We start from the raw sequence: 17303 nt of genomic DNA, 5'->3' as shown, positions 1-17303 counted from the left end.
CCGCGGCCGGCACGGATCGGGACGGCGCTGCTCGCGGCCCTCCTGATGGTGCTCGGCCTGACCTCGGCCGCGTGGGGCCGCGAGGCCTCCGGACCGGCCGCAGGCCCCGAGCCGAAGGCGGCCGCGCAGACGCTGACCTGGACGGCCGGCGACGGCATCGACAAGTACGTCTCCCAGCCCACCACGGCGGTCGCCGGACCCACGACGATCGTCTTCGAGAACAGCGCCGCCACCGGCAACACCACCGGCATGCCGCACACGCTCACCTTCGACGTGTCGGACCCGGAGTACAACAACGACGTCCCGCTCAACATCCTCGCCAACCCCTCGGACGCCAACGGCGGCAGGCACACCGCCGAGGTGACCCTCACCCCGGGCCGCTACCTGTTCAAGTGCACGATCCCCGGCCACGGTTCGATGCAGGGCATTTTGGTCGTCACCGAGGGCTCCGGCGAGGACACCACCGCCCCGGAGACCTCCGCGAAGGTCGACGGCACGAAGAACGCCGACGGGGCCTACGTGGGCCAGGCGACGGTCTCCGTCACCGCCACGGACGCGGGCTCCGGTGTCGAGCGGACCGAGTTCGCGGTGGGCGCGGACGGCGCCTGGCAGCCGTACACCAACCCGGTCGTGATCGACGAGGTCGGCACCCACACGGTCCGCTACCGGGCCACCGACAAGGCCGGCAACACCGCGGCGGAGAAGTCCGTCGACTTCGCGGTGGTCGCCCCGCCGACGGACGACACCACGGCGCCGGAGACCTCGGCGACCGTCACCGGCGAGAAGGACGCCGAGGGCCGCTACATCGACATGGCGACGGTCACGGTCACCGCGTCGGACGCCGGCTCGGGCGTCAACACCATCGAGTACGCGCTCGGCGCGGACGGCGCGTGGACGGCGTACACCGGCCCGGTCATGGTGCACGAGGTGGGCGAGAAGACCGTCCGCTACCGCGCCACCGACAAGGCCGGGAACGCCGCCGCGGAGAAGTCCGTGACGTTCACCGTCGTCGCCCCGCCGGTCGTCGACAGGACGCCGCCGACGACGTCGGTGAAGGTCGAGGGGACGAAGAACTCCGACGGGGCGTACGTCACCAGCGCCAAGGTGACGGTCTCCGCGACCGACGCCGACTCCGGGGTGGACAAGGTCGAGTACTCGCTCGACGGCGGTCCGTACCTCGCCTACACCGTCCCGGTGCTCGTGGACCGGGTCGGCCGGCACACGGTGGCCTACCGGGCGACCGACAAGGCCGGCAACACGGCCGCGGCGAAGACCACGGCGTTCACCGTCGCGGAGGGCGGCGGGGTGCCCGCCCCGTCCTGCCCCGAGCACGACGAGCGGCTCACCGTCATCGTCGGGACGGTCGACAGCGGGGTGCCGAACCGGATGACCCGCAGCCGGTGCACGATCGGCGAGCTGATCGAGGACGAGAAGTCCTGGTCGTCGCACGCACTGTTCCTCAAGCACGTCGACAAGGTGCTCGACGGCCTGCTCACCGACGGGGTGATCGACGCCCGCGAGCACAGGAAGGTCTACGCGGCGGCCAAGAGGTCCGGCATCGGCAAGCCGGGCCAGACCGAGGGCTACACGCCGATCTTCGACGGCACCGCCTCGTCGTTCGCCAAGTGGCAGCACGTCGGCGGCGGGCAGTTCGGGCTCAACGCGGACGGCTCGATCACCAGCAGCACGACCGTTCCGGGCATGGGCATGCTGTGGTTCCCGCAGCGCAGGTTCGGCGACTTCTCGCTGAAGCTCCAGTGGCGGGACGACGCACCGGGCAACGGCAACGCCAACGGCGGGGTCTTCGTCCGCTTCCCGCAGGTCCACGACCACCCGGAGGAGTCGCGCCCGGAGTGGGTCGCCATCAAGTACGGCCACGAGGTCCAGGTCCTGGACCGGCCCGACGGCGACATGTACAAGACCGGCTCCCTCTACGGCTTCGACCGGGTCGGCCTGGCCGGCGCGCGGGTGACGCCGAAGGGGACCTGGAACGACTACGAGATCCGGGTCGTCGACCAGCACTACTCGGTCTACCGGAACGGGGTGCTGATCAACGAGTTCGAGAACACCGGCGGCCAGGCGTTCAGCCCGCCGCGCGGTGACGACCCGGGGACCGACGGACGGCGGTTCGCGTCCGGGTACATCGGGCTGCAGGTGCACGGGACGACGGACGTGATCTCGTACCGGGACATCCGGGTGCAGGAGCTCTGACCGCACGTCCGTGGGTTCGTGAGCTCGTGGGTTCGTGAGCTCGTTGTTTTGTGAGCTCGTGACGGAGGCCGCTGCCGGGCGTACCGGTGGCGGCCTTCCGCGTGCCGCGGGCTACGTGTCGTGCCGCGCCCGGCTCGGCTGGACGCGCTTCGGCTCGCCCGGCATCTTCGGGTACTCCGGCGGGTACGGCAGGTCGCCGAGGCCGTGGTCGCGCTCGTCGCGGTCGGCCTGTTCCAGGAGGGCGTCGAGGGAATAGGCGTGGTCGTCCATGTCGGCGTGCACGTCGCCGAGTTCGGCGAAGCGGGCGGGCATGGAGCCGAGGTCGAAGTCCGCCGGGCGGGCGTCGTCCAGCTCGTCCCAGCGCAGGGGCGCGGAGACCCGGGCGTCGGGGTGGGCTCGGACGGAGTAGGCGGAGGCGATGGTGCGGTCGCGGGCGGTCTGGTTGTAGTCGACGAAGATGCGCTCGCCGCGCTCCTCCTTCCACCACGCGGTGGTCACCCCGTCCGGCATCCGCCGCGCCAGCTCCCTGCCGCAGGCGATGGCGGCGCGGCGCACCTCGGTGAACGTCCAGCGCGGTTCCAGAGGCACGAAGACGTGCAACCCCCGGCCGCCGGAGGTCTTGGGCCAGCCCCGCAGACCGCCGAACCCGTCCAGGACGGAGCGCAGTTCGTGCGCCGCGCGGACGGCGTCGGGGTACGACGTGCCGGGCTGCGGGTCGAGGTCGATGCGGAGCTGGTCGGGGTGGTCGGGGCGGTCCCCGCGGACCGGCCAGGGATGGAAGGTCAGGGTGTTGAACTGCGCGGCCCAGATCACCGCGGCGATCTCGGCCGGGGCGATCTCCCGCGTCCTGCGCCCGCTGGGGAACGTGATCTCGGCGGTCGGGATCCAGTCGGGCAGGTTCTTGGGCGCGTGCTTCTGGTAGAAGGAGCCGCCGGCGACCCCGTCCGGGTAGCGCTCCAGCGTGGTGGGCCGGTCGCGGAGGGCGCGCAGGATCCCGTCGCCGACGGCGAGGAAGTACCGCGCGACGTCGGCCTTGGTGTACCCCCGGTCGGGAAAGCACACCTTCTCGGGACTGGAGAGGCGCACGGACCGGCCCCCGGCGTCGATCTGGACCGGGCTTCCGTGGCCGCCGCGCGCCTTACCGGCCGCGCCGGCCTCGGCAGGCGTGGCGGCCTTGCGGCGGACCGGGCCGGTGGACGCGGCCGCACGGCTCGCGTCCCCGCCCGCGTCGCCGGCTCCTGCGCCGCGGCCGGCGCCCGCCTCGGCACCGCCCCCGGCGGTGGCGCGCCGGCCGCGGTCGGACCGCCCGCCACCCCCGGCGTCACGGCCGCCGTCCGCACCCGCACCGCTGCCGTCCTTCGGACCGTCGCTCTGCACACCCATGTCGACACGGTACGCATATCGGTCGTTTCCCGGCATCTCGCCACCAGAATCGGGGGATGGACCTGCCTGTGATGCCGCCGTTGAAGCCGATGCTCGCCAAGGCGGTGGCGAAGATCCCGCCCGGGATGCAGTACGAGGCGAAGTGGGACGGGTTCCGTGCGCTCGTCTTCCGGGACGGGGACGAGCTGGAGATCGGGAGCCGGAGCGCGAAGCCGCTCAACCGGTACTTCCCCGAACTGGTCGCCGCTCTGGCGGAGCTGCTGCCGCCGCGCTGCGTCGTCGACGGGGAGATCGTCATCGCGCGGGACGGCCGGCTGGACTTCGAGGCACTGACCGAGCGGATCCACCCGGCCGACTCCCGCGTCCGGCTCCTCGCCGAGCAGATGCCGGCCTCGTTCATCGCCTTCGACCTCCTCGCGCTCGGCGACGACTCCCTGCTCGGCACCCCGCAGGCCGAGCGCCGCGCGGCCCTGGAGCGCGCGGTCGGAGGCGCCCCCGCGCCGCTCCACCTCGCGCCCGCCACCACCGACCGCGAACTCGCCGAGCGCTGGTTCGAGCAGTTCGAGGGCGCCGGCCTCGACGGCGTCGTCGCCAAGCCGCTGGACGGCGGCTACCGCCCCGACCAGCGGGCCATGTTCAAGATCAAGCACGCCCGGACCGCGGACGTCGTGGTCGCCGGCTACCGGCTGGCGAAGAACGCGCCGGTACTCGGCTCGCTGCTGCTCGGGCTGTACGACGCCAAGGGCGTGCTCCAGCACGTCGGCGTCAGCTCGGCGTTCTCCGCCAAGCACCGCGCGGAGCTGGTCGAGGCCCTGGAGCCGCTGCGGATGGACGACCCCTCCGGCCACCCGTGGGCGGACTGGGCGAACGAGGCGGCCCACGAGGCCAACCGGCTGCCCGGCTCCGTCAACCGCTGGAACGCCAAGAAGGACGCCTCTTGGGTCGCGCTCCGCCCCGAGCTGGTGTGCGAGGTCGGCTACGACCACATGGAGGGCACCCGCTTCCGCCACACCACCCAGTTCAAGCGGTGGCGCGACGACCGGGAACCGTCGAGCTGCACGTACGACCAGCTGGCCGAGCCCGTCTCGTTCGACCTGGCCGAGGTCCTGGGCGGCGGCCGGTGAGCGAGCACGTCCCCGCCGGCGGGCAGGCCGCACCCGCCCCGCCGGTCGATCCCGGCGACGCCGGGTACAGCAAGACGCTCAAGCCCCGCCACATCAGCATGATCGCGATCGGCGGGGCGATCGGCACCGGCCTCTTCCTCGGCGCGGGCGGCAACCTCGCGAAGGCAGGCCCGGCGCTGGCGCTCGCCTACCTGGTCTGCGGGGTCTTCGCCTTCTTCGTCGTCCGCGCACTCGGTGAGCTGGTCGTCTACCGCCCCTCGTCCGGCTCCTTCGTCTCCTACTCCCGGGAGCTGCTCGGCGAGAAGGGCGCCTACGTGGCCGGCTGGATGTACTTCCTGACCTGGGCGACCGGCGGAATGGCCGACATCACCGCGGTAGCGCTCTACGCCCACTTCTGGTCGGTGTTCACCCCGGTCCCGCAGTGGGTGCTCGCCGCGGTGGCGCTGGCGGTGGTCCTCGTGGTGAACCTCGTGTCGGTGCGGCTCTTCGGCGAGATGGAGTTCTGGTTCGCGGTGATCAAGGTCGCCGCGCTCGTGGGCTTCATGGGCATCGGGATCGCGCTGCTCGTGACCCGGACGCCGGTGGGCGACGAGGTGCCGGGACTGCACATGATCACCGACAACGGCGGCTTCTTCCCGGTGGGGCTGCTGCCGGTGGTCCTCGTCGTCCAAGGGGTGATCTTCGCCTACTCGGCGGTCGAGATGGTGGGCGTGACCGCCGGGGAGACCGCCGAACCGGCGAAGGTCGTGCCCCGGGCGGTCAACTCGATCATGTGGCGGATCGGCGTGTTCTACGTCGGGTCGGTGCTCATGCTGGCGCTGCTGCTGCCGTGGGACGCGTACTCCGCCGACGAGAGCCCGTTCGTGACGGCGATGTCCGCGATCGGCATCCCCGCGGCCGACGGGATCATGAACCTGGTGGTGCTCACCGCGGCCCTGTCGAGCCTCAACTCGGGCCTCTACACGACGGGCCGGATCCTGCGCTCGATGTCCATGGCCGGCTCGGCCCCGCGCTTCACCGCGCGGATGAGCCGCACGCACGTCCCCTACGGCGGCATCTTCCTGACCTCGGGGGTCGCGCTGTTCGGCGTGGCGCTGAACGCGTGGCTGCCGGACGCGGCCTTCAGCATCGTCGTGAACGTCGCCTCCCTGGGGATCATCAGCACCTGGTCGCTGATCATGGTCTGCCATCTGGTGTTCGTCCGGCGGTGCCGGTCCCTGGGCCGCGAGCGCCCCGCGTTCCGGCTCTGGGCGGCCCCGTACCTGAACGTGGTCACCGTCGCGTTCCTGCTCTCCGTGCTCGGCCTGATGGCGTTCGGCGGCGACCGGATCAACCGCTGGACCGTGCTGCTGATCCTCCCGATCGGGGCCGCACTGGTCGCCGGCTGGTACGGGGTGCGGGGTCGGGTACGGGACATCGCCGCAGTTCAGAAGGGGCCTGCCGACGGGTGAGCGGTGGCCGGGCGGCGATTGTCAGTGGGGGCTGCGATGCTGTGTTCCAGGTCACATCCGGCATCTGACCGAGGCGCCGGGCCGCGAGTGAGGAGGACCGTCATGCTCACCACCGACTACGTTTCCGGCGCGCCCAACTGGGTCGATCTCGGGTCCGGCGACGTGCCGGCCTCCGTGGAGTTCTACGGCGCTCTCTTCGGCTGGGAGTTCGCCTCGGCGGGCCCGGAGGCCGGCGGGTACGGGATGTTCGTCCGGGACGGGAGGACGGTCGCGGCGGTCGGCCCGCACCAGGGGGAGGGCGCGAAGCCCGCCTGGACGGTGTACTTCCAGACCGCGGACGCCGACGCCACCGCCAAGAGCGTCGAGGAGGCGGGCGGGACGGTCCGCGCCGCACCGATGGACATCTTCGACCAGGGCCGGATGGCCCACTTCACCGACCCGACCGGGGCGGAGTTCGCGGTGTGGCAGCCGGGCGGCAACAAGGGACTCGACGCGGTCACCGACCCGTGGACCCTCTGCTGGACGGAGTCCTTCACGCCGGACGCCGCCCGCTCCAAGGCGTTCTACGCCGGAGTCCTCGGCTGGGAGTACGAGGACATGCCGCTCCCGCCCGGCGCGGTGTCCGACACCTACACCGTCGCCTCCCCCACCGGCGGTGGCTCCGAGCGCGCCCACGCCGGCCTGATGCAGCTCGGCCCGGACATGCTGCCCGACGGCACGGGCTACTGGCAGCCCTACTTCGAGACCCCGGACGCCGACGCCACGGTCGCCGAGGCGACCCGGCGCGGGGCCGCGGTCCTCATGGGGCCGGTGGACATGCCGGGGGTCGGGCGGATGGCGATGCTGACCGACCCGCAGGGCGCGTTCTTCGCGGTGATCACGAGTGCGGAGGCCGCGGCCTGAGCCACGCGCCGAGAGAACGGCCGCTGCGGAAGCGGTGCGGGCGGCCGGAGCGGGGGTCGGTGAAGTCGAGCGAGCGGGCGAGGAGTTGGAGGGGGCGGGTGAAGTCCTCGCGCTCCGGGTCACTGCGGTCGGGGTCGACCACGGGGTAGAGGGGGTCGTGCAGGAGGGGCAGACCGAGGGCGTTCATGTGCACCCGGAGCTGGTGGGTCTGGCCGGTGGCGGGGAGCAGCCGGTAGCGGCCCAGGCCGCCGTGGTGGTCGAGCAGCTCCACGCGGGTCTCCGCGTTGGGCTCGCCCGGCACCTCGCGGGCGGCGAGCACGCCGCGCTCCTTCACGATCCGGCTGCGGATCGTCCGGGGCAGCTCCAGGGCGGGGTCGTACGGGGCGACCGCCTCGTACTCCTTGCGCACGCGGCGGTCGCGGAACAGCGCCTGGTACGCGCCGCGGTCCTCGGGGCGCACCACGAGGAGGAGCAGGCCGGCGGTGAGCCGGTCGAGGCGGTGGGCGGGGGTGAGCTCCGGCAGGTCCAGGTCCCTGCGGAGTCGCGCCAGCGCGGTCTCCGTGACGTGGCTTCCGCGCGGGGTGGTGGCGAGGAAGTGCGGTTTGTCGACCACGACGATCGTCTCGTCCCGGTGCACGACCTCCACCGCGAACGGTACGGGGCGCTCCGGGGGGAGGTCCCGGTGGAACCACACGTACGCGCCCGGCTCGTACGCGGCGTCCGGGCCGACGGGGCCGCCGAGGCCGTGGAACCGTCCCTCCCGCAGCATGGCGTCCACCCGCGTGGACCCGATCGCGCGCCCGTACCGGGCCACGAGGTAGTCGCGCACGGTCGCCCACTCCTCCCCCTGCGGCAGCCGCACCCGCACGGGATCGATCCCGCCCCGCTGCGGGAGGGGCGCGGGCGGCGGCTGACGACGGGCCCGGCGGGCGGCTCTGCTCACCGGTGGAGCGTAAGCCTTGGGCGGCAGCGACGGGATGTTCGCGGCTCCGCCGCGGATACCGGGCTCCGCCCGGAGGCCTCGAACGCCGGCCGGGCCGATTGCGTTCGCCGGCTTGGGTGAGTGCGTGCGGCTCGCGTGCCGTCTCGTGCCGCTCGGCGGCGACATCGCCCCCCGCCCCACCGGGGCGCTTCGCGGCGCAGCCGCGGTCGACGGGTCAGCCGCCGTCAGGGCCGGCGGGGCTCGCCGCCAGGCGGTTGCGCAGGACCTGCGCGGAATGCTCGCACCAGTCGAGGTTGCCCTGCTCGAAGGCCAGGCCCCGCAGGCAGGTGAGGTACGGCCCGATGCGATCCCCGTCGCGCAGGAACTCCTCCTCGGTCAGGGAGCCGCGCATCTTCGCCAGCAGCGCGCTGAACAGCGCGATCCGCGCGGAGGCGAACTCCGCCCGCTCGGCGAGCTGTGCGACGACCTCCTCCGCCCCGATCCGGTCCGCGGACTGCACCTTGACCAGCAGGTCGTCCCGGATGGACGACGGCTTCACCGCGGCCGCCGCGAACCGCTCCAGCTCGGCCCGCCCCGCGTCCGTGACCCGGAAGAGCCGCTTGTTGGGCCGGCTCTCCTGCACCACCTCGCGCCCGGTGACCAGCCCCGCCCCCTCCAGCCTGCTCAGCTCCGCGTACAGCTGCTGCGGCAGCGCGTGCCAGAAGTTGGCGACGCCGATGTCGAACGCCTTCGTCAGCTGGTAACCGCTCAGCTCCTCGTCGAGCAGCGCGGCGAGCACCGCGTGGCGCAACGCCATGGGCGTTCCTCCTGTCGGGAGTCCCTGGGGCTGTTCCCGGGGCTGCCGCCATGATACTCATCGACATGACTAGTCACATCGATGACTACCGACGCCGATCAGGAGCCACCGTGACGCCCACCGACGCCTTCCGCACCGCCGTCGCGCAGCACGACCTCGCCGCGCTCGAGGAGCTGTTCACCGAGGACATCGTCCTCCACAGCCCCGTCAAGTTCGTCCCCTTCACCGGCCGCCCCGCGGTCCTCGGCCTGTTCGGCGTCCTGCTGCGCACCTTCGAGGACCTCCGCTACGTCGGCGCGCTCGACGGCACCGTGGAGACCGCCGCCGGCGAGCCCGCCGACTCCGCCGTCCTCCCCTTCCGCGCCACGATCGACGGCAGGGACATCCACGGCATCGACCTCCTGCAGTTCGCCCCCGACGGCCGGATCAAGGAGTTCACCGTCATGGTCCGCCCCCTGTCCGCCGTCCAGACCCTGGGCGCGGCGGTCCTCAAGGGCCTCGTCGAGGACGGCCTCGCCCCGGCCCCCGACAGCGCGCCGGCCCCGAGCCCCTCCTAGCGGGCGGCCTTCACGTACGGCGTCGTCGTCGCCAGCCGTGCGAAGCCGAGGCGCTCCAGGATCGGGCGGCTGGCTTCGGTCGCGTCGACCTGGAGGTACGCATAGCCCCGCTCCCGAGCGATCCGCGCGCGATGGGCGACGAGCGAGCGGTAGATGCCCCGCCCGCGCCACTCCCCCACCGTCCCCCCGCTCCACAGGCTCGCGAACGGCGCGCCCGCCGGCATCTCCAGCCGTGCGGCGCTGACGGGCCGCTCCCCCGCCATCGCGAGCACCGCGGCGGTATCGGTCGCGCCCCGCTCCAACTGCTCCAGGAGCAGCGCGGTCAGCCACGGGCTGTCGGTGCCGAAGGCCTGCTCGTGGACCTCGGCGACCAGCGCCACGTCGGCCGGTGCGGCGACCGTCCGCAGGTGGACGCCGGCGGGCGGCTCGGCGTCGGTGGGCAGCGTGGCGAGGTCGGCGACCATGAGCGACTCGGCGGGCTCGGCCTCGAACCCGGCCGCGGCGAGCCGCCGGCCGAGGTCGTCGGGCCGGTCGTGCGAGTACAGCTTCCACTCGCACGTCAGCCCGCGGCCGGCGTAGAAGGCGGCCTGCTCGGCGACGGCCCCGTCGGCGGTCGCCGGGGTGAGGTCCGACCACAGGACCCCGTTCCACGCGTGCGCGGGTCCGACCGAACGGACGACGCCGCCGACCCGTTCGACCCGCGTGTCCGGCCCGTCCGGGACGGCCTCCCGCCGCATCCGCCGGTCGAAGAGCGCGAGTACCTCGTCGTGGTCCATGACCGCACCCCATCATCGCCCCGCACCGCCGACAAGCGGTTTGCGCACGGCGCATACGATCACCGGGACCGACGCAACGGGAGGGACGCGATGCCGGGACTGCGCGTGATCGGGATGATGTCGGGGACGTCGTACGACGCCGTCGACGCGGCGGCCGCCGAGATCGACCTCGTCGGCGGGGAGCTGCGGGTGCGGCCGCTGGGGATGGTCAGCGAGGAGTACGCGCCGGAACTGCGGGACGCGCTCGCGGCCGCGCTGCCGCCGGCGGCGACGGACCTGCGCGAGGTGTGCGTGCTCGACACGCGGATCGGGCAGGCGTTCGGCGCGCTGGCCGCGCGGGCCGACCGGGAGCTGTGCGGGGGCCGGGCGGACGCGGTCGCGTCGCACGGGCAGACCGTCTACCACTGGGTGGCCGACGGCCGGGTGCACGGCACGCTCCAGCTCGGGCAGCCCGCATGGATCGCCGAGGCCACCGGCCGCACGGTCGTCTCGGACTTCCGGCCGCGCGACGTCGCCGCCGGAGGCCAGGGCGCGCCGCTGGTCGCCCTGTTCGACGTGCTCTGGCTGCGCGGCCTGCCCGGCGTCCCGGTCGCCCTCAACCTCGGCGGCATCGCGAACCTGACGGTCGCGGGCGAGGACCCGGTGGCGTACGACACCGGCCCGGCGAACGCGCTGATCGACGCGGCGGCGCGCGAGCTGACCGGCGGCGCGCTCGCGTACGACGCGGACGGGGCGATGGCGGCCCGCGGCCGGGTGCGCACCGCGCTCCTCGACCGCCTGCTCGCCGAGCCGTACTACGCGCGGCCCGCCCCGAAGACGACCGGCAAGGAGCTGTTCCACGGCGCCTACCTGCGGGAGGCGCTGGCCGGGCTCGACGAGGACGTGCGGCCCGACGACCTCGTCGCCACCCTCACCGCACTGACCGCGCGCACCGTCGCCGACTCCGTCCGCTCGGCCGGCGCGACCGAGGTCGTCGCGTCCGGCGGCGGCACCCGCAACCCGGTGCTCGTGCAGATGCTGCGCGAGGAACTGGCGGGGACGCCGCTGCGGTTCTCCGACGAGCTCGGGCTGCCGTCCGCGGCGAAGGAGGCGTACGCCTTCGCCGTGCTCGGCTTCCTCACCCTCCACGGACTCGCGGGCACCCTGCCCGGCTGCACCGGGGCCCGCCACCCGAGCGTGCTCGGCTCCGTCACCCCCGGCCGGGACGGCATCGCCCTGCCGCCGCTCGGGTCCCTCGCGCCGACGCGGCTCGTCGTCGGTCAGTAGCCGCGCCACCACCGCACGACCGACCGGACCAGCCGGCGGGGCGCGGAGACCCCGCGCTGGGCGGGGATCAGCGGGTCCGGAGCCGGCGCCCCGGCCGCCTGCGGCGCGTCGGCCGGAGGTGTGGCTGCCGGGGGCGCCGCGGCCGGCCGCGGCAGATCGCCGGAGGCGGTTTCCTGGGGCCGGAGGCTGGTGAGCGTGACGCCGTCGGACACCGCCTGCGGCGGCCCCGGTTCGAAGGTGACCGGCAGCTCCTTGAGGTGCTGCGCCATCAGCGACGCCTCGTAGCGCAGCTCGTGCTCGTCCGCGTCGAGGTCGACGGTCGGCAGCCGCACGAGCAGTGAGTGGACCGCGATCTCGACCATGGTGCGGCCGAGGTCCTGGCCGGGGCACTCGTGCGGGCCGCCGCTGAAGGTGAGGTAGGAGCGGTTGCCCAGCATCGGCTTGGCCCGGTCGGGGCGGATCGCCGGGTCGAGGTTGGCCGCGGCGATCCCGAGGACGAGGGCGTCGCCCCTCGCGATCCGCTTCCCGCCGAGCTCCGCGTCGGCCGCGGCCCAGCGGCCGAACATCGTGGTGAACGGCGGCCGGTCCCACAGCGTCTGCTCGACGGCCGCCACCACGGTCATGCTGGTGCCGCTGAGCTGGGCGCGGAACCGGGGGTCGGTGAGGACCATCAGGATCACGTTGGCCATCAGGTTGGCCGTGGTCTCGTAGGCGGCGATGAGGACCAGCCGCAGGTGCTGGGCGGCCTCGTCGTCGGTGAAGGCGGAGGGGTGGGCGAGCATCCGGGAGGTGAAGTCGTCCGTCGGCTGCGCGCGGCGGGCGGCGACGAGCCGCATGAGGTGCTGCATCACGAACTCGTTGCTCGCCAGCGCGGTCTCGGTGCCCTTGATCATGTCCCGGGCGGCCCGGACGAGGCGTTCGCTGTAGGCCTCGGGCATGCCGAGGACCTCGCACATGACCATCATCGGCAGGTGCTCGGTGAACTGCGGGACGAGGTCGGCGCGGCCGTCCCGGCAGAACTCGTTGACGAGCAGGTTGGTGAAGTCGTCGATGTAGCGGCGGGCGTCGCGGATCCTGAAGGCGCCCATCGCCTCGTCGACCACGCCGCGCTGCCGGACGTGCTCGGCCCCGTCGGCGAAGCTGCAGAAGGGCTGCCAGACGAACAGCGGGCCGAGCGGGTGGTCGGGGCGGACGGTCCCGTCGTGGACGAGCCGCCAGTTGCGGGGGTCGCGGGAGTAGACGGCGGGCGTGGTGACGACGTGCATGGCCTCGTGGTGGCCGAGGACGAGCCAGGCGGGGACGTCCTCGTGGAGCAGCACGGGCGCCACGGACCCGTGCTCGGCGCGCAGCTTCTCGTAGACGCCCACGGGGTCGTGGGTGACCTCGGGCCCGTAGAGGCGGCGGATCCCGCCGGGGCCGACGGGCGAGACCGCGGTGGTGGTGGGGGCGAGGTCCCGGTCGACGCCGTTGAGCGCGGCGCCGGCGGCGTGGGCCGGGCACTGCGGGGGCGGGAGGGCCGAGCCGTCCGGGGATCCCGACTCGGGGTGGGAGGGGGCTGTCACGTGCACTCCTGACGTGGATCGCTGGACCTCTGGCATGCGGCCCTGGACGGACATGTCGGCAAAGCACCCCGCGGGCTCATGTGTCCCGCGCCGCCAGCCCGTGCAGGTAGCGCATGAGCGTGAGCAGGGTGTCGCGGCTGGACGCCCGCTGCCGCGCGTCGCAGTCGACCATCGGGACCTCGTCGGCGAGGTCGAGGGCGGCGCGCAGGGACTCGACGGGGTGGCGCGGGGCGTCGGGGAAGCTGTTGACGGCGACGACGAACGGCACCCCGCGCTCCTCCAGCCGTCCGATGACCTCGAAGCTGACCTGGAGCCGGCGGGTGTCGACGAGGACGACCGCGCCGAGCGCCCCCTCGAAGAGCCCGTTCCAGAGGAACCAGAACCGCTCCTGTCCCGGGGTACCGAAGAGGTAGAGGACCAGTTCGTCGCTGATGCTGATCCGGCCGAAGTCCATGGCGACGGTGGTGGCGGTCTTGTCGTCCACGCCGCGGTTCTCGTCGACGCCGACGCCCGCCTGGGTCATGGTCTCCTCGGTGGTCAGCGGCCTGATCTCGCTGACCGAGCCGACCATGGTCGTCTTGCCGACCCCGAAGCCGCCCACGATGACGATCTTGACGGCGGCCCGGGTGGTGTCGGGCAGGACGTCCTCCTGCCGGGGTCCGACGACGGCGTCCGGGTCGATGACGGCGCCGGCGCCGAGGACGGTGTCAGAGCTTCTGGAGTCCATGCATCACCGCTTCGAGGAGGGCCCGGTCGGGCAGGGCCTTGCGGACGAGGGGCGCGCGCGACTCGACCAGGTCGGCGTCGAGGAGTCCGGTGAGGATGACGGCCACCACGCGGAACGGCAGGCGCAGGTAGGCGGAGACCTCCGCGACCGACAGCGGGGAGGAGCACAGCCGGACGATCGCCGCCTGCTCGGGCTGGAGGGTGTCGGGGTCGACGGGCCGGCCCACGATCATGGTGACCAGGTCGATCGGGGCGCGCCCGCCGGGCGCCCCGCCGGTGAGGAGGTAGAGCCGGTCGGGGTCGGAGTCCGGGTCCTCCTCCGGCAGGGGCTCGCGGCGCTCCCGGCGGGGCGGGGACGTCATCCGGCCTTCCCGTCGTGCCGGGGCGGGCTGGCCAGGTTCTCGCCGATCCGGGCGACCATGTCCCGCATCGCGGCCCCGATCCGGGCCGAGTCCGCGGTCTCGTCGGTGAGCACGGCGACGTAGGAGCCGGGGGCCACGGCCATGAGGTAGAAGAAGCCGGCGTCCATCTCGATGACGACCATCCGCATCACGCCCTCGCCGTAGGGCAGTTCGGCGGCGACGGCGGCGGCCAGGCTCTGCAGGCCGGCGCAGGCGGCCGCGACGCGGTCGGCGCCGTCGGGGTCGCCGCCGTGGCGGGCGATGCGCAGCCCGTCGGCGGACAGGACGACGATCTGCAGGATGCCCTGGGCGCTCTGGGAGAGGTCCTTCAGCATCCAGTCCATGTTGCCCAGTTGCCGGATCACGTCTGGTCCTCCTCGTCTCGGGGCTCGCCCGACTCCCGGGCGGGGGGCGGCTGGTGCGGCAGTCCCTTGGCCGCGCTGATGAACTGCTCCACCCGGATGCCGGGCGCGGTCGTCGGCTCGGGCGCGCGCGGGCGGGGTGCGGGGGCGGGCGGGGGCATCTCGAGCTGGGCGCGGAGCTTGCTGCGGCGCTGCGGCAGCCCGTCCTCGGTCCACTCGGTCACCACCGGCTCGTCGTCGTCCGCCGACAGCGCACGGGACCTGGGCACCGCCGGCCGGTCGACCTGCCAGGAGGGCGCGGGACCGGGCACGGCGGCCGGGACGGCGGCCGGCTTCGGTTCGCGCTCCTCCTTGGGCGGCCTGCCGTGCGACCGCGGCGGACGGGGCATCTTCCCGTCCGGGCCCGGCTGGGCGAGCGCCCCGATGCCGTGGGCCATGGCCTCGATGATGTTGCGCGGCGGCGCCTCGCCGAGCAGTTCGCTGGGCACGACGACGACCGTGCGGAGGCCGCCGTAGGCGGAGGAGCGCAGCGACACCTGGATGTTCCACATGGTGGCGAGCCGGCCGACGACGGCGATCCCCAGGCGCGGCGACTCCCCGATCTGGTCGACGTCGGTGCCCTGCATCGCGCCGTGCAGCAGCTTCTCGATGCGCAGCCGGGCCGTCTCGGTGAGCCGGACGCCGGAGTCCTCGATCTCGATGGCGACGCCCGACGGTACCTCGACGGCGCTGACGCGCACCTTGGAGGTCGGCGGCGAGTAGCGGGTGGCGTTGTCGAGGATCTCGGCGAGGAGGTGGATGACCGACTCGACGGCGGGCGCGACGATGCCGACCTTGGCGACCGAGTCGAGCTTGATCCGCGGGTACTCCAGGATCCGGGACATCGCGCCCCGCAGCACGCTGAACAGGGCGACGTTGCGCCGCCACTGGCGGGCGGGCTTGCTGCCGCTCATGACGGCGATGCTGTCGACGAGGCGGCCGATCAGGGCGTTGCCGTGGTCGATGCGGAGCAGGTCGTCGAAGACCTCCGGGTTGAACCCGTGGTCCTCCTCCATCTCCCGCAGCTCGATGGCCTGTTGGGCGACGATGGTCTGCACGCGGCGGGCGACGCCGACGAAGCTGTGCTCGGCGCCCTGGCGGCGCAGGATCTCGTGGTCGACGACCGCGATGACGCCCTCGACGAGTCGGCCGATGCTGGGGAGGTCCTCGTAGGCGGCGGCCGCCTCGCGCAGTTGCTTCCTGATGCGGGTCGGCGGGATGCTCGCCCGCAGCTGGCGGACGACCGCGGGCAGGACCTCGTCGGCGAGCCCCGCGAGCCGGTCGTCGTGCCCGGCCAGGCGGCGTTCGAGGTCGGCGATCCGGACGGCGTCGCGCTGCTCCCGCGCGCGGGCGTCGAGCCGGCGGCGGGCGGCGACGGCCGAGAGCGCGGCGACGGCGACGGTGGCCGCGACGCCGGCGAGGAGCAGGGGTATCCGGGCGGCCTGCTCCGCGAGGGCCGCCGCGCCGACGGTGGCCGCGGAGGTCAGGACGATCGCCAGGAGCAGGGCGCGGACGACGGGGACGGTGCGATCGGTGGGGGGCGCCTCAACGCGTGCCATTGCTATCCCTCTGGCGGTCGACGGACGGGACGTTCGGGAACCGATGCGAACAAATGCCTGAATACGTGCCAACTGCGGTCACAACGAGGCGAGCGTAGCCCTTGGCGATCAGCGCTTCGGGAGTTCTCCCAACCGCGTACGGCGGCCTTCGCGGCGTACTAGACTCCCGGGATTTGCACGCTCGGTTCCCGAGCCAGCACGGGCAGTGACGTTTCCCCGGACGCGGCGCACACGGCGCCAACCGCCGTACCACAGCCCTCAACTGCACCTTTGCCGCGCGCGGGTCCGACGCCGCCGCGTGATCGAATACCGATGCGCGGCCCGGGCCGCCGCGGACAGAATGTGCGGATGGCGAACACAGAACCGCACGCGACCGCACGCGCGCTGGTGGCCGACCGGCACCCCGAGGCGCGGGCCGCCTTCCTCGCCGGGAGCGTCCTCACGTCCTGGCGCACCCCGTACTCGGACCTGGACATCGTGGTGGTCACCGACTCCGCGGCCGCGCCGTACCGGGAGAGCCTGCGCTCCGGCGGGTGGCCGGTGGAGCTGTTCGTGCAGAGCCCCGAGAGCTGGCGGGAGTTCTTCACCCGCGAGGTGGCCGAGCGGCGCTCGCCGCTGATGGACATGTGCGCGCAGGGCGATCTGATCCTCGACCGCGACGGGGTCGGGGCCGCGCTGGCCGAGGAGTCGCGGCGGGTCGCGGCGGCCGGGCCGGCCCCGCTCACCGAGGAGGAGCGGGACGCCCACCGGTACTACCTGACCGACCTCCTGGACGATCTGGCCGGCTGCCGCGACCCGGGCGAGCGGCTCTTCGTCGTCGCCGAGATCGTCCAACGCACCGCCGCCTTCCTGCTGCTGCAGCACCGGGCCTGGCTCGGCGGCGGCAAGTGGCTGGCACGGCGGGCCGACGAGGTGCGGCCGGGATTCGCCGCCCGACTGGAGGCGGCGTCGCGGGCCGCGCCGGCGGCCGGCTGCGGGGACCTCGTCGCCCTGGTGGACGAGGTGCTCGCACCGGCGGGCGGACGCCTGTGGGAGGGGTACGTCGTCGGCCGACGCACCCCCGAGCCGGCTCCGCCGGGAGACGGTCCGGGGGCGTCCTAGCCGGGCGGGGCCGGCCCCGCCCGGCCGACCCCCCCACCCCCCCCCCCCCCCCCCGGACCCCCCCCCCCCCCGCCCCGGCCGGGTAGAGCCCTCTCGCCGGGCCGGGCGGGGGTGTGGGCGCAAACAGCGCCGCGCGTTGCCTG

At 73.7% G+C, this 17303-nt stretch carries 16 protein-coding genes; 7 read left to right on the top strand and 9 right to left on the bottom strand.

Annotation, left to right across the window (positions count from 1 at the left end):
* The first annotated feature begins 45 nt into the window (after window positions 1-45).
* Entirely contained in the window at window positions 46-2211 is a 2166-nt protein-coding gene (locus tag ACFWEG_RS03820) for an OmpL47-type beta-barrel domain-containing protein (protein ID WP_387208896.1), read from the top strand.
* A 111-nt stretch (window positions 2212-2322) separates the two neighbouring features.
* On the opposite strand, the gene ligD is transcribed toward ACFWEG_RS03820, so the two are convergent.
* Window positions 2323-3594, bottom strand: a complete 1272-nt coding sequence (gene ligD, locus ACFWEG_RS03815) for a non-homologous end-joining DNA ligase (protein ID WP_387208823.1) — start codon at window positions 3592-3594, stop codon at window positions 2323-2325.
* A gap of 56 nt (window positions 3595-3650) precedes the next feature.
* Between ligD and ACFWEG_RS03810 the strand changes: the two genes are divergently transcribed.
* The 3 genes from ACFWEG_RS03810 (at window position 3651) to ACFWEG_RS03800 (ending at window position 7072) form a co-directional block, all read left to right on the top strand.
* Complete coding sequence (locus ACFWEG_RS03810; RefSeq protein ID WP_387208821.1) at window positions 3651-4718, top strand: ATP-dependent DNA ligase; 1068 nt, start codon at window positions 3651-3653, stop codon at window positions 4716-4718.
* Window positions 4715-6169: an amino acid permease gene (locus tag ACFWEG_RS03805; protein WP_387208819.1), complete on the top strand. Its 1455-nt coding sequence runs from the start codon at window positions 4715-4717 to the stop codon at window positions 6167-6169. Before ACFWEG_RS03810 ends, ACFWEG_RS03805 begins: the two co-directional genes overlap by 4 nt.
* Window positions 6170-6271: 102 nt before the next feature.
* A complete protein-coding gene (locus ACFWEG_RS03800; RefSeq protein ID WP_387208817.1) occupies window positions 6272-7072 on the top strand; it encodes a VOC family protein in 801 nt (266 codons plus the stop codon).
* Here ACFWEG_RS03800 and ACFWEG_RS03795 read toward each other — a convergent pair.
* Window positions 7047-8015, bottom strand: a complete 969-nt coding sequence (locus ACFWEG_RS03795; RefSeq protein WP_387208815.1) for an RluA family pseudouridine synthase — start codon at window positions 8013-8015, stop codon at window positions 7047-7049. The genes ACFWEG_RS03800 and ACFWEG_RS03795 overlap by 26 nt on opposite strands.
* Before the next feature lie 214 nt (window positions 8016-8229).
* Entirely contained in the window at window positions 8230-8811 is a 582-nt protein-coding gene (locus ACFWEG_RS03790) for a PadR family transcriptional regulator (protein WP_387208813.1), read from the bottom strand.
* A gap of 65 nt (window positions 8812-8876) precedes the next feature.
* Between ACFWEG_RS03790 and ACFWEG_RS03785 the strand changes: the two genes are divergently transcribed.
* Complete coding sequence (locus tag ACFWEG_RS03785) at window positions 8877-9368, top strand: nuclear transport factor 2 family protein (RefSeq protein WP_387208811.1); 492 nt, start codon at window positions 8877-8879, stop codon at window positions 9366-9368.
* Here the strand turns inward: ACFWEG_RS03785 and ACFWEG_RS03780 are convergent.
* Complete coding sequence (locus ACFWEG_RS03780) at window positions 9365-10144, bottom strand: GNAT family N-acetyltransferase (protein ID WP_387208809.1); 780 nt, start codon at window positions 10142-10144, stop codon at window positions 9365-9367. The two genes, ACFWEG_RS03785 and ACFWEG_RS03780, sit on opposite strands and share 4 nt — an antisense overlap.
* Window positions 10145-10243: 99 nt before the next feature.
* Between ACFWEG_RS03780 and ACFWEG_RS03775 the strand changes: the two genes are divergently transcribed.
* On the top strand, window positions 10244-11410 hold the full coding sequence (locus tag ACFWEG_RS03775; RefSeq protein ID WP_387208894.1) for an anhydro-N-acetylmuramic acid kinase: 1167 nt from the start codon (window positions 10244-10246) through the stop codon (window positions 11408-11410).
* On the opposite strand, the gene ACFWEG_RS03770 is transcribed toward ACFWEG_RS03775, so the two are convergent.
* The 5 genes from ACFWEG_RS03770 to ACFWEG_RS03750 all read right to left on the bottom strand — a co-directional run bounded on the left by ACFWEG_RS03770 (window position 11404) and on the right by ACFWEG_RS03750 (window position 16059).
* A complete protein-coding gene (locus ACFWEG_RS03770; RefSeq protein WP_387208807.1) occupies window positions 11404-12972 on the bottom strand; it encodes a cytochrome P450 in 1569 nt (522 codons plus the stop codon). The two genes, ACFWEG_RS03775 and ACFWEG_RS03770, sit on opposite strands and share 7 nt — an antisense overlap.
* 76 nt (window positions 12973-13048) lie before the next feature.
* Entirely contained in the window at window positions 13049-13699 is a 651-nt protein-coding gene (locus ACFWEG_RS03765; protein ID WP_387208805.1) for an ATP/GTP-binding protein, read from the bottom strand.
* Entirely contained in the window at window positions 13680-14060 is a 381-nt protein-coding gene (locus tag ACFWEG_RS03760; RefSeq protein ID WP_387208803.1) for a DUF742 domain-containing protein, read from the bottom strand. The genes ACFWEG_RS03765 and ACFWEG_RS03760 overlap by 20 nt, the downstream gene beginning before the upstream one ends.
* Window positions 14057-14464: a roadblock/LC7 domain-containing protein gene (locus tag ACFWEG_RS03755; protein ID WP_387208801.1), complete on the bottom strand. Its 408-nt coding sequence runs from the start codon at window positions 14462-14464 to the stop codon at window positions 14057-14059. The genes ACFWEG_RS03760 and ACFWEG_RS03755 overlap by 4 nt, the downstream gene beginning before the upstream one ends.
* Window positions 14461-16059, bottom strand: coding sequence for an ATP-binding protein (locus tag ACFWEG_RS03750; RefSeq protein WP_387208799.1), 1599 nt, complete (start codon window positions 16057-16059; stop codon window positions 14461-14463). Before ACFWEG_RS03750 ends, ACFWEG_RS03755 begins: the two co-directional genes overlap by 4 nt.
* Window positions 16060-16407: 348 nt before the next feature.
* On the opposite strand from ACFWEG_RS03750, the gene ACFWEG_RS03745 reads away from it, so the two are divergent.
* Complete coding sequence (locus tag ACFWEG_RS03745; RefSeq protein WP_387208797.1) at window positions 16408-17160, top strand: nucleotidyltransferase domain-containing protein; 753 nt, start codon at window positions 16408-16410, stop codon at window positions 17158-17160.
* Window positions 17161-17303: the final 143 nt, after the last annotated feature.

The organism is Streptomyces sp. NPDC060194, from assembly GCF_042728285.1.
In the GTDB taxonomy this organism is placed as follows: domain Bacteria; phylum Actinomycetota; class Actinomycetes; order Streptomycetales; family Streptomycetaceae; genus Streptomyces.
The sequence above is the reverse complement of the archived record's forward strand: the minus strand, read 5'-3'. Positions and strand labels throughout refer to the sequence as shown.

Bases quoted from the DNA above. Each gene is read 5' to 3' on its own strand.
- ACFWEG_RS03820 (WP_387208896.1), top strand. From the start codon at position 46: ATGGTGCTCGGCCTGACCTCGGCCGCGTGGGGCCGCGAGGCCTCCGGA.
- ligD (WP_387208823.1), bottom strand. From the start codon at position 3,594: ATGGGTGTGCAGAGCGACGGTCCGAAGGACGGCAGCGGTGCGGGTGCG.
- ACFWEG_RS03810 (WP_387208821.1), top strand. From the start codon at position 3,651: ATGGACCTGCCTGTGATGCCGCCGTTGAAGCCGATGCTCGCCAAGGCG.
- ACFWEG_RS03800 (WP_387208817.1), top strand. From the start codon at position 6,272: ATGCTCACCACCGACTACGTTTCCGGCGCGCCCAACTGGGTCGATCTC.
- ACFWEG_RS03790 (WP_387208813.1), bottom strand. From the start codon at position 8,811: ATGGCGTTGCGCCACGCGGTGCTCGCCGCGCTGCTCGACGAGGAGCTG.
- ACFWEG_RS03785 (WP_387208811.1), top strand. From the start codon at position 8,877: ATGACTAGTCACATCGATGACTACCGACGCCGATCAGGAGCCACCGTG.
- ACFWEG_RS03780 (WP_387208809.1), bottom strand. From the start codon at position 10,144: ATGGACCACGACGAGGTACTCGCGCTCTTCGACCGGCGGATGCGGCGG.
- ACFWEG_RS03765 (WP_387208805.1), bottom strand. From the start codon at position 13,699: ATGGACTCCAGAAGCTCTGACACCGTCCTCGGCGCCGGCGCCGTCATC.
- ACFWEG_RS03760 (WP_387208803.1), bottom strand. From the start codon at position 14,060: ATGACGTCCCCGCCCCGCCGGGAGCGCCGCGAGCCCCTGCCGGAGGAG.
- ACFWEG_RS03750 (WP_387208799.1), bottom strand. From the start codon at position 16,059: ATGGCACGCGTTGAGGCGCCCCCCACCGATCGCACCGTCCCCGTCGTC.
- ACFWEG_RS03745 (WP_387208797.1), top strand. From the start codon at position 16,408: ATGGCGAACACAGAACCGCACGCGACCGCACGCGCGCTGGTGGCCGAC.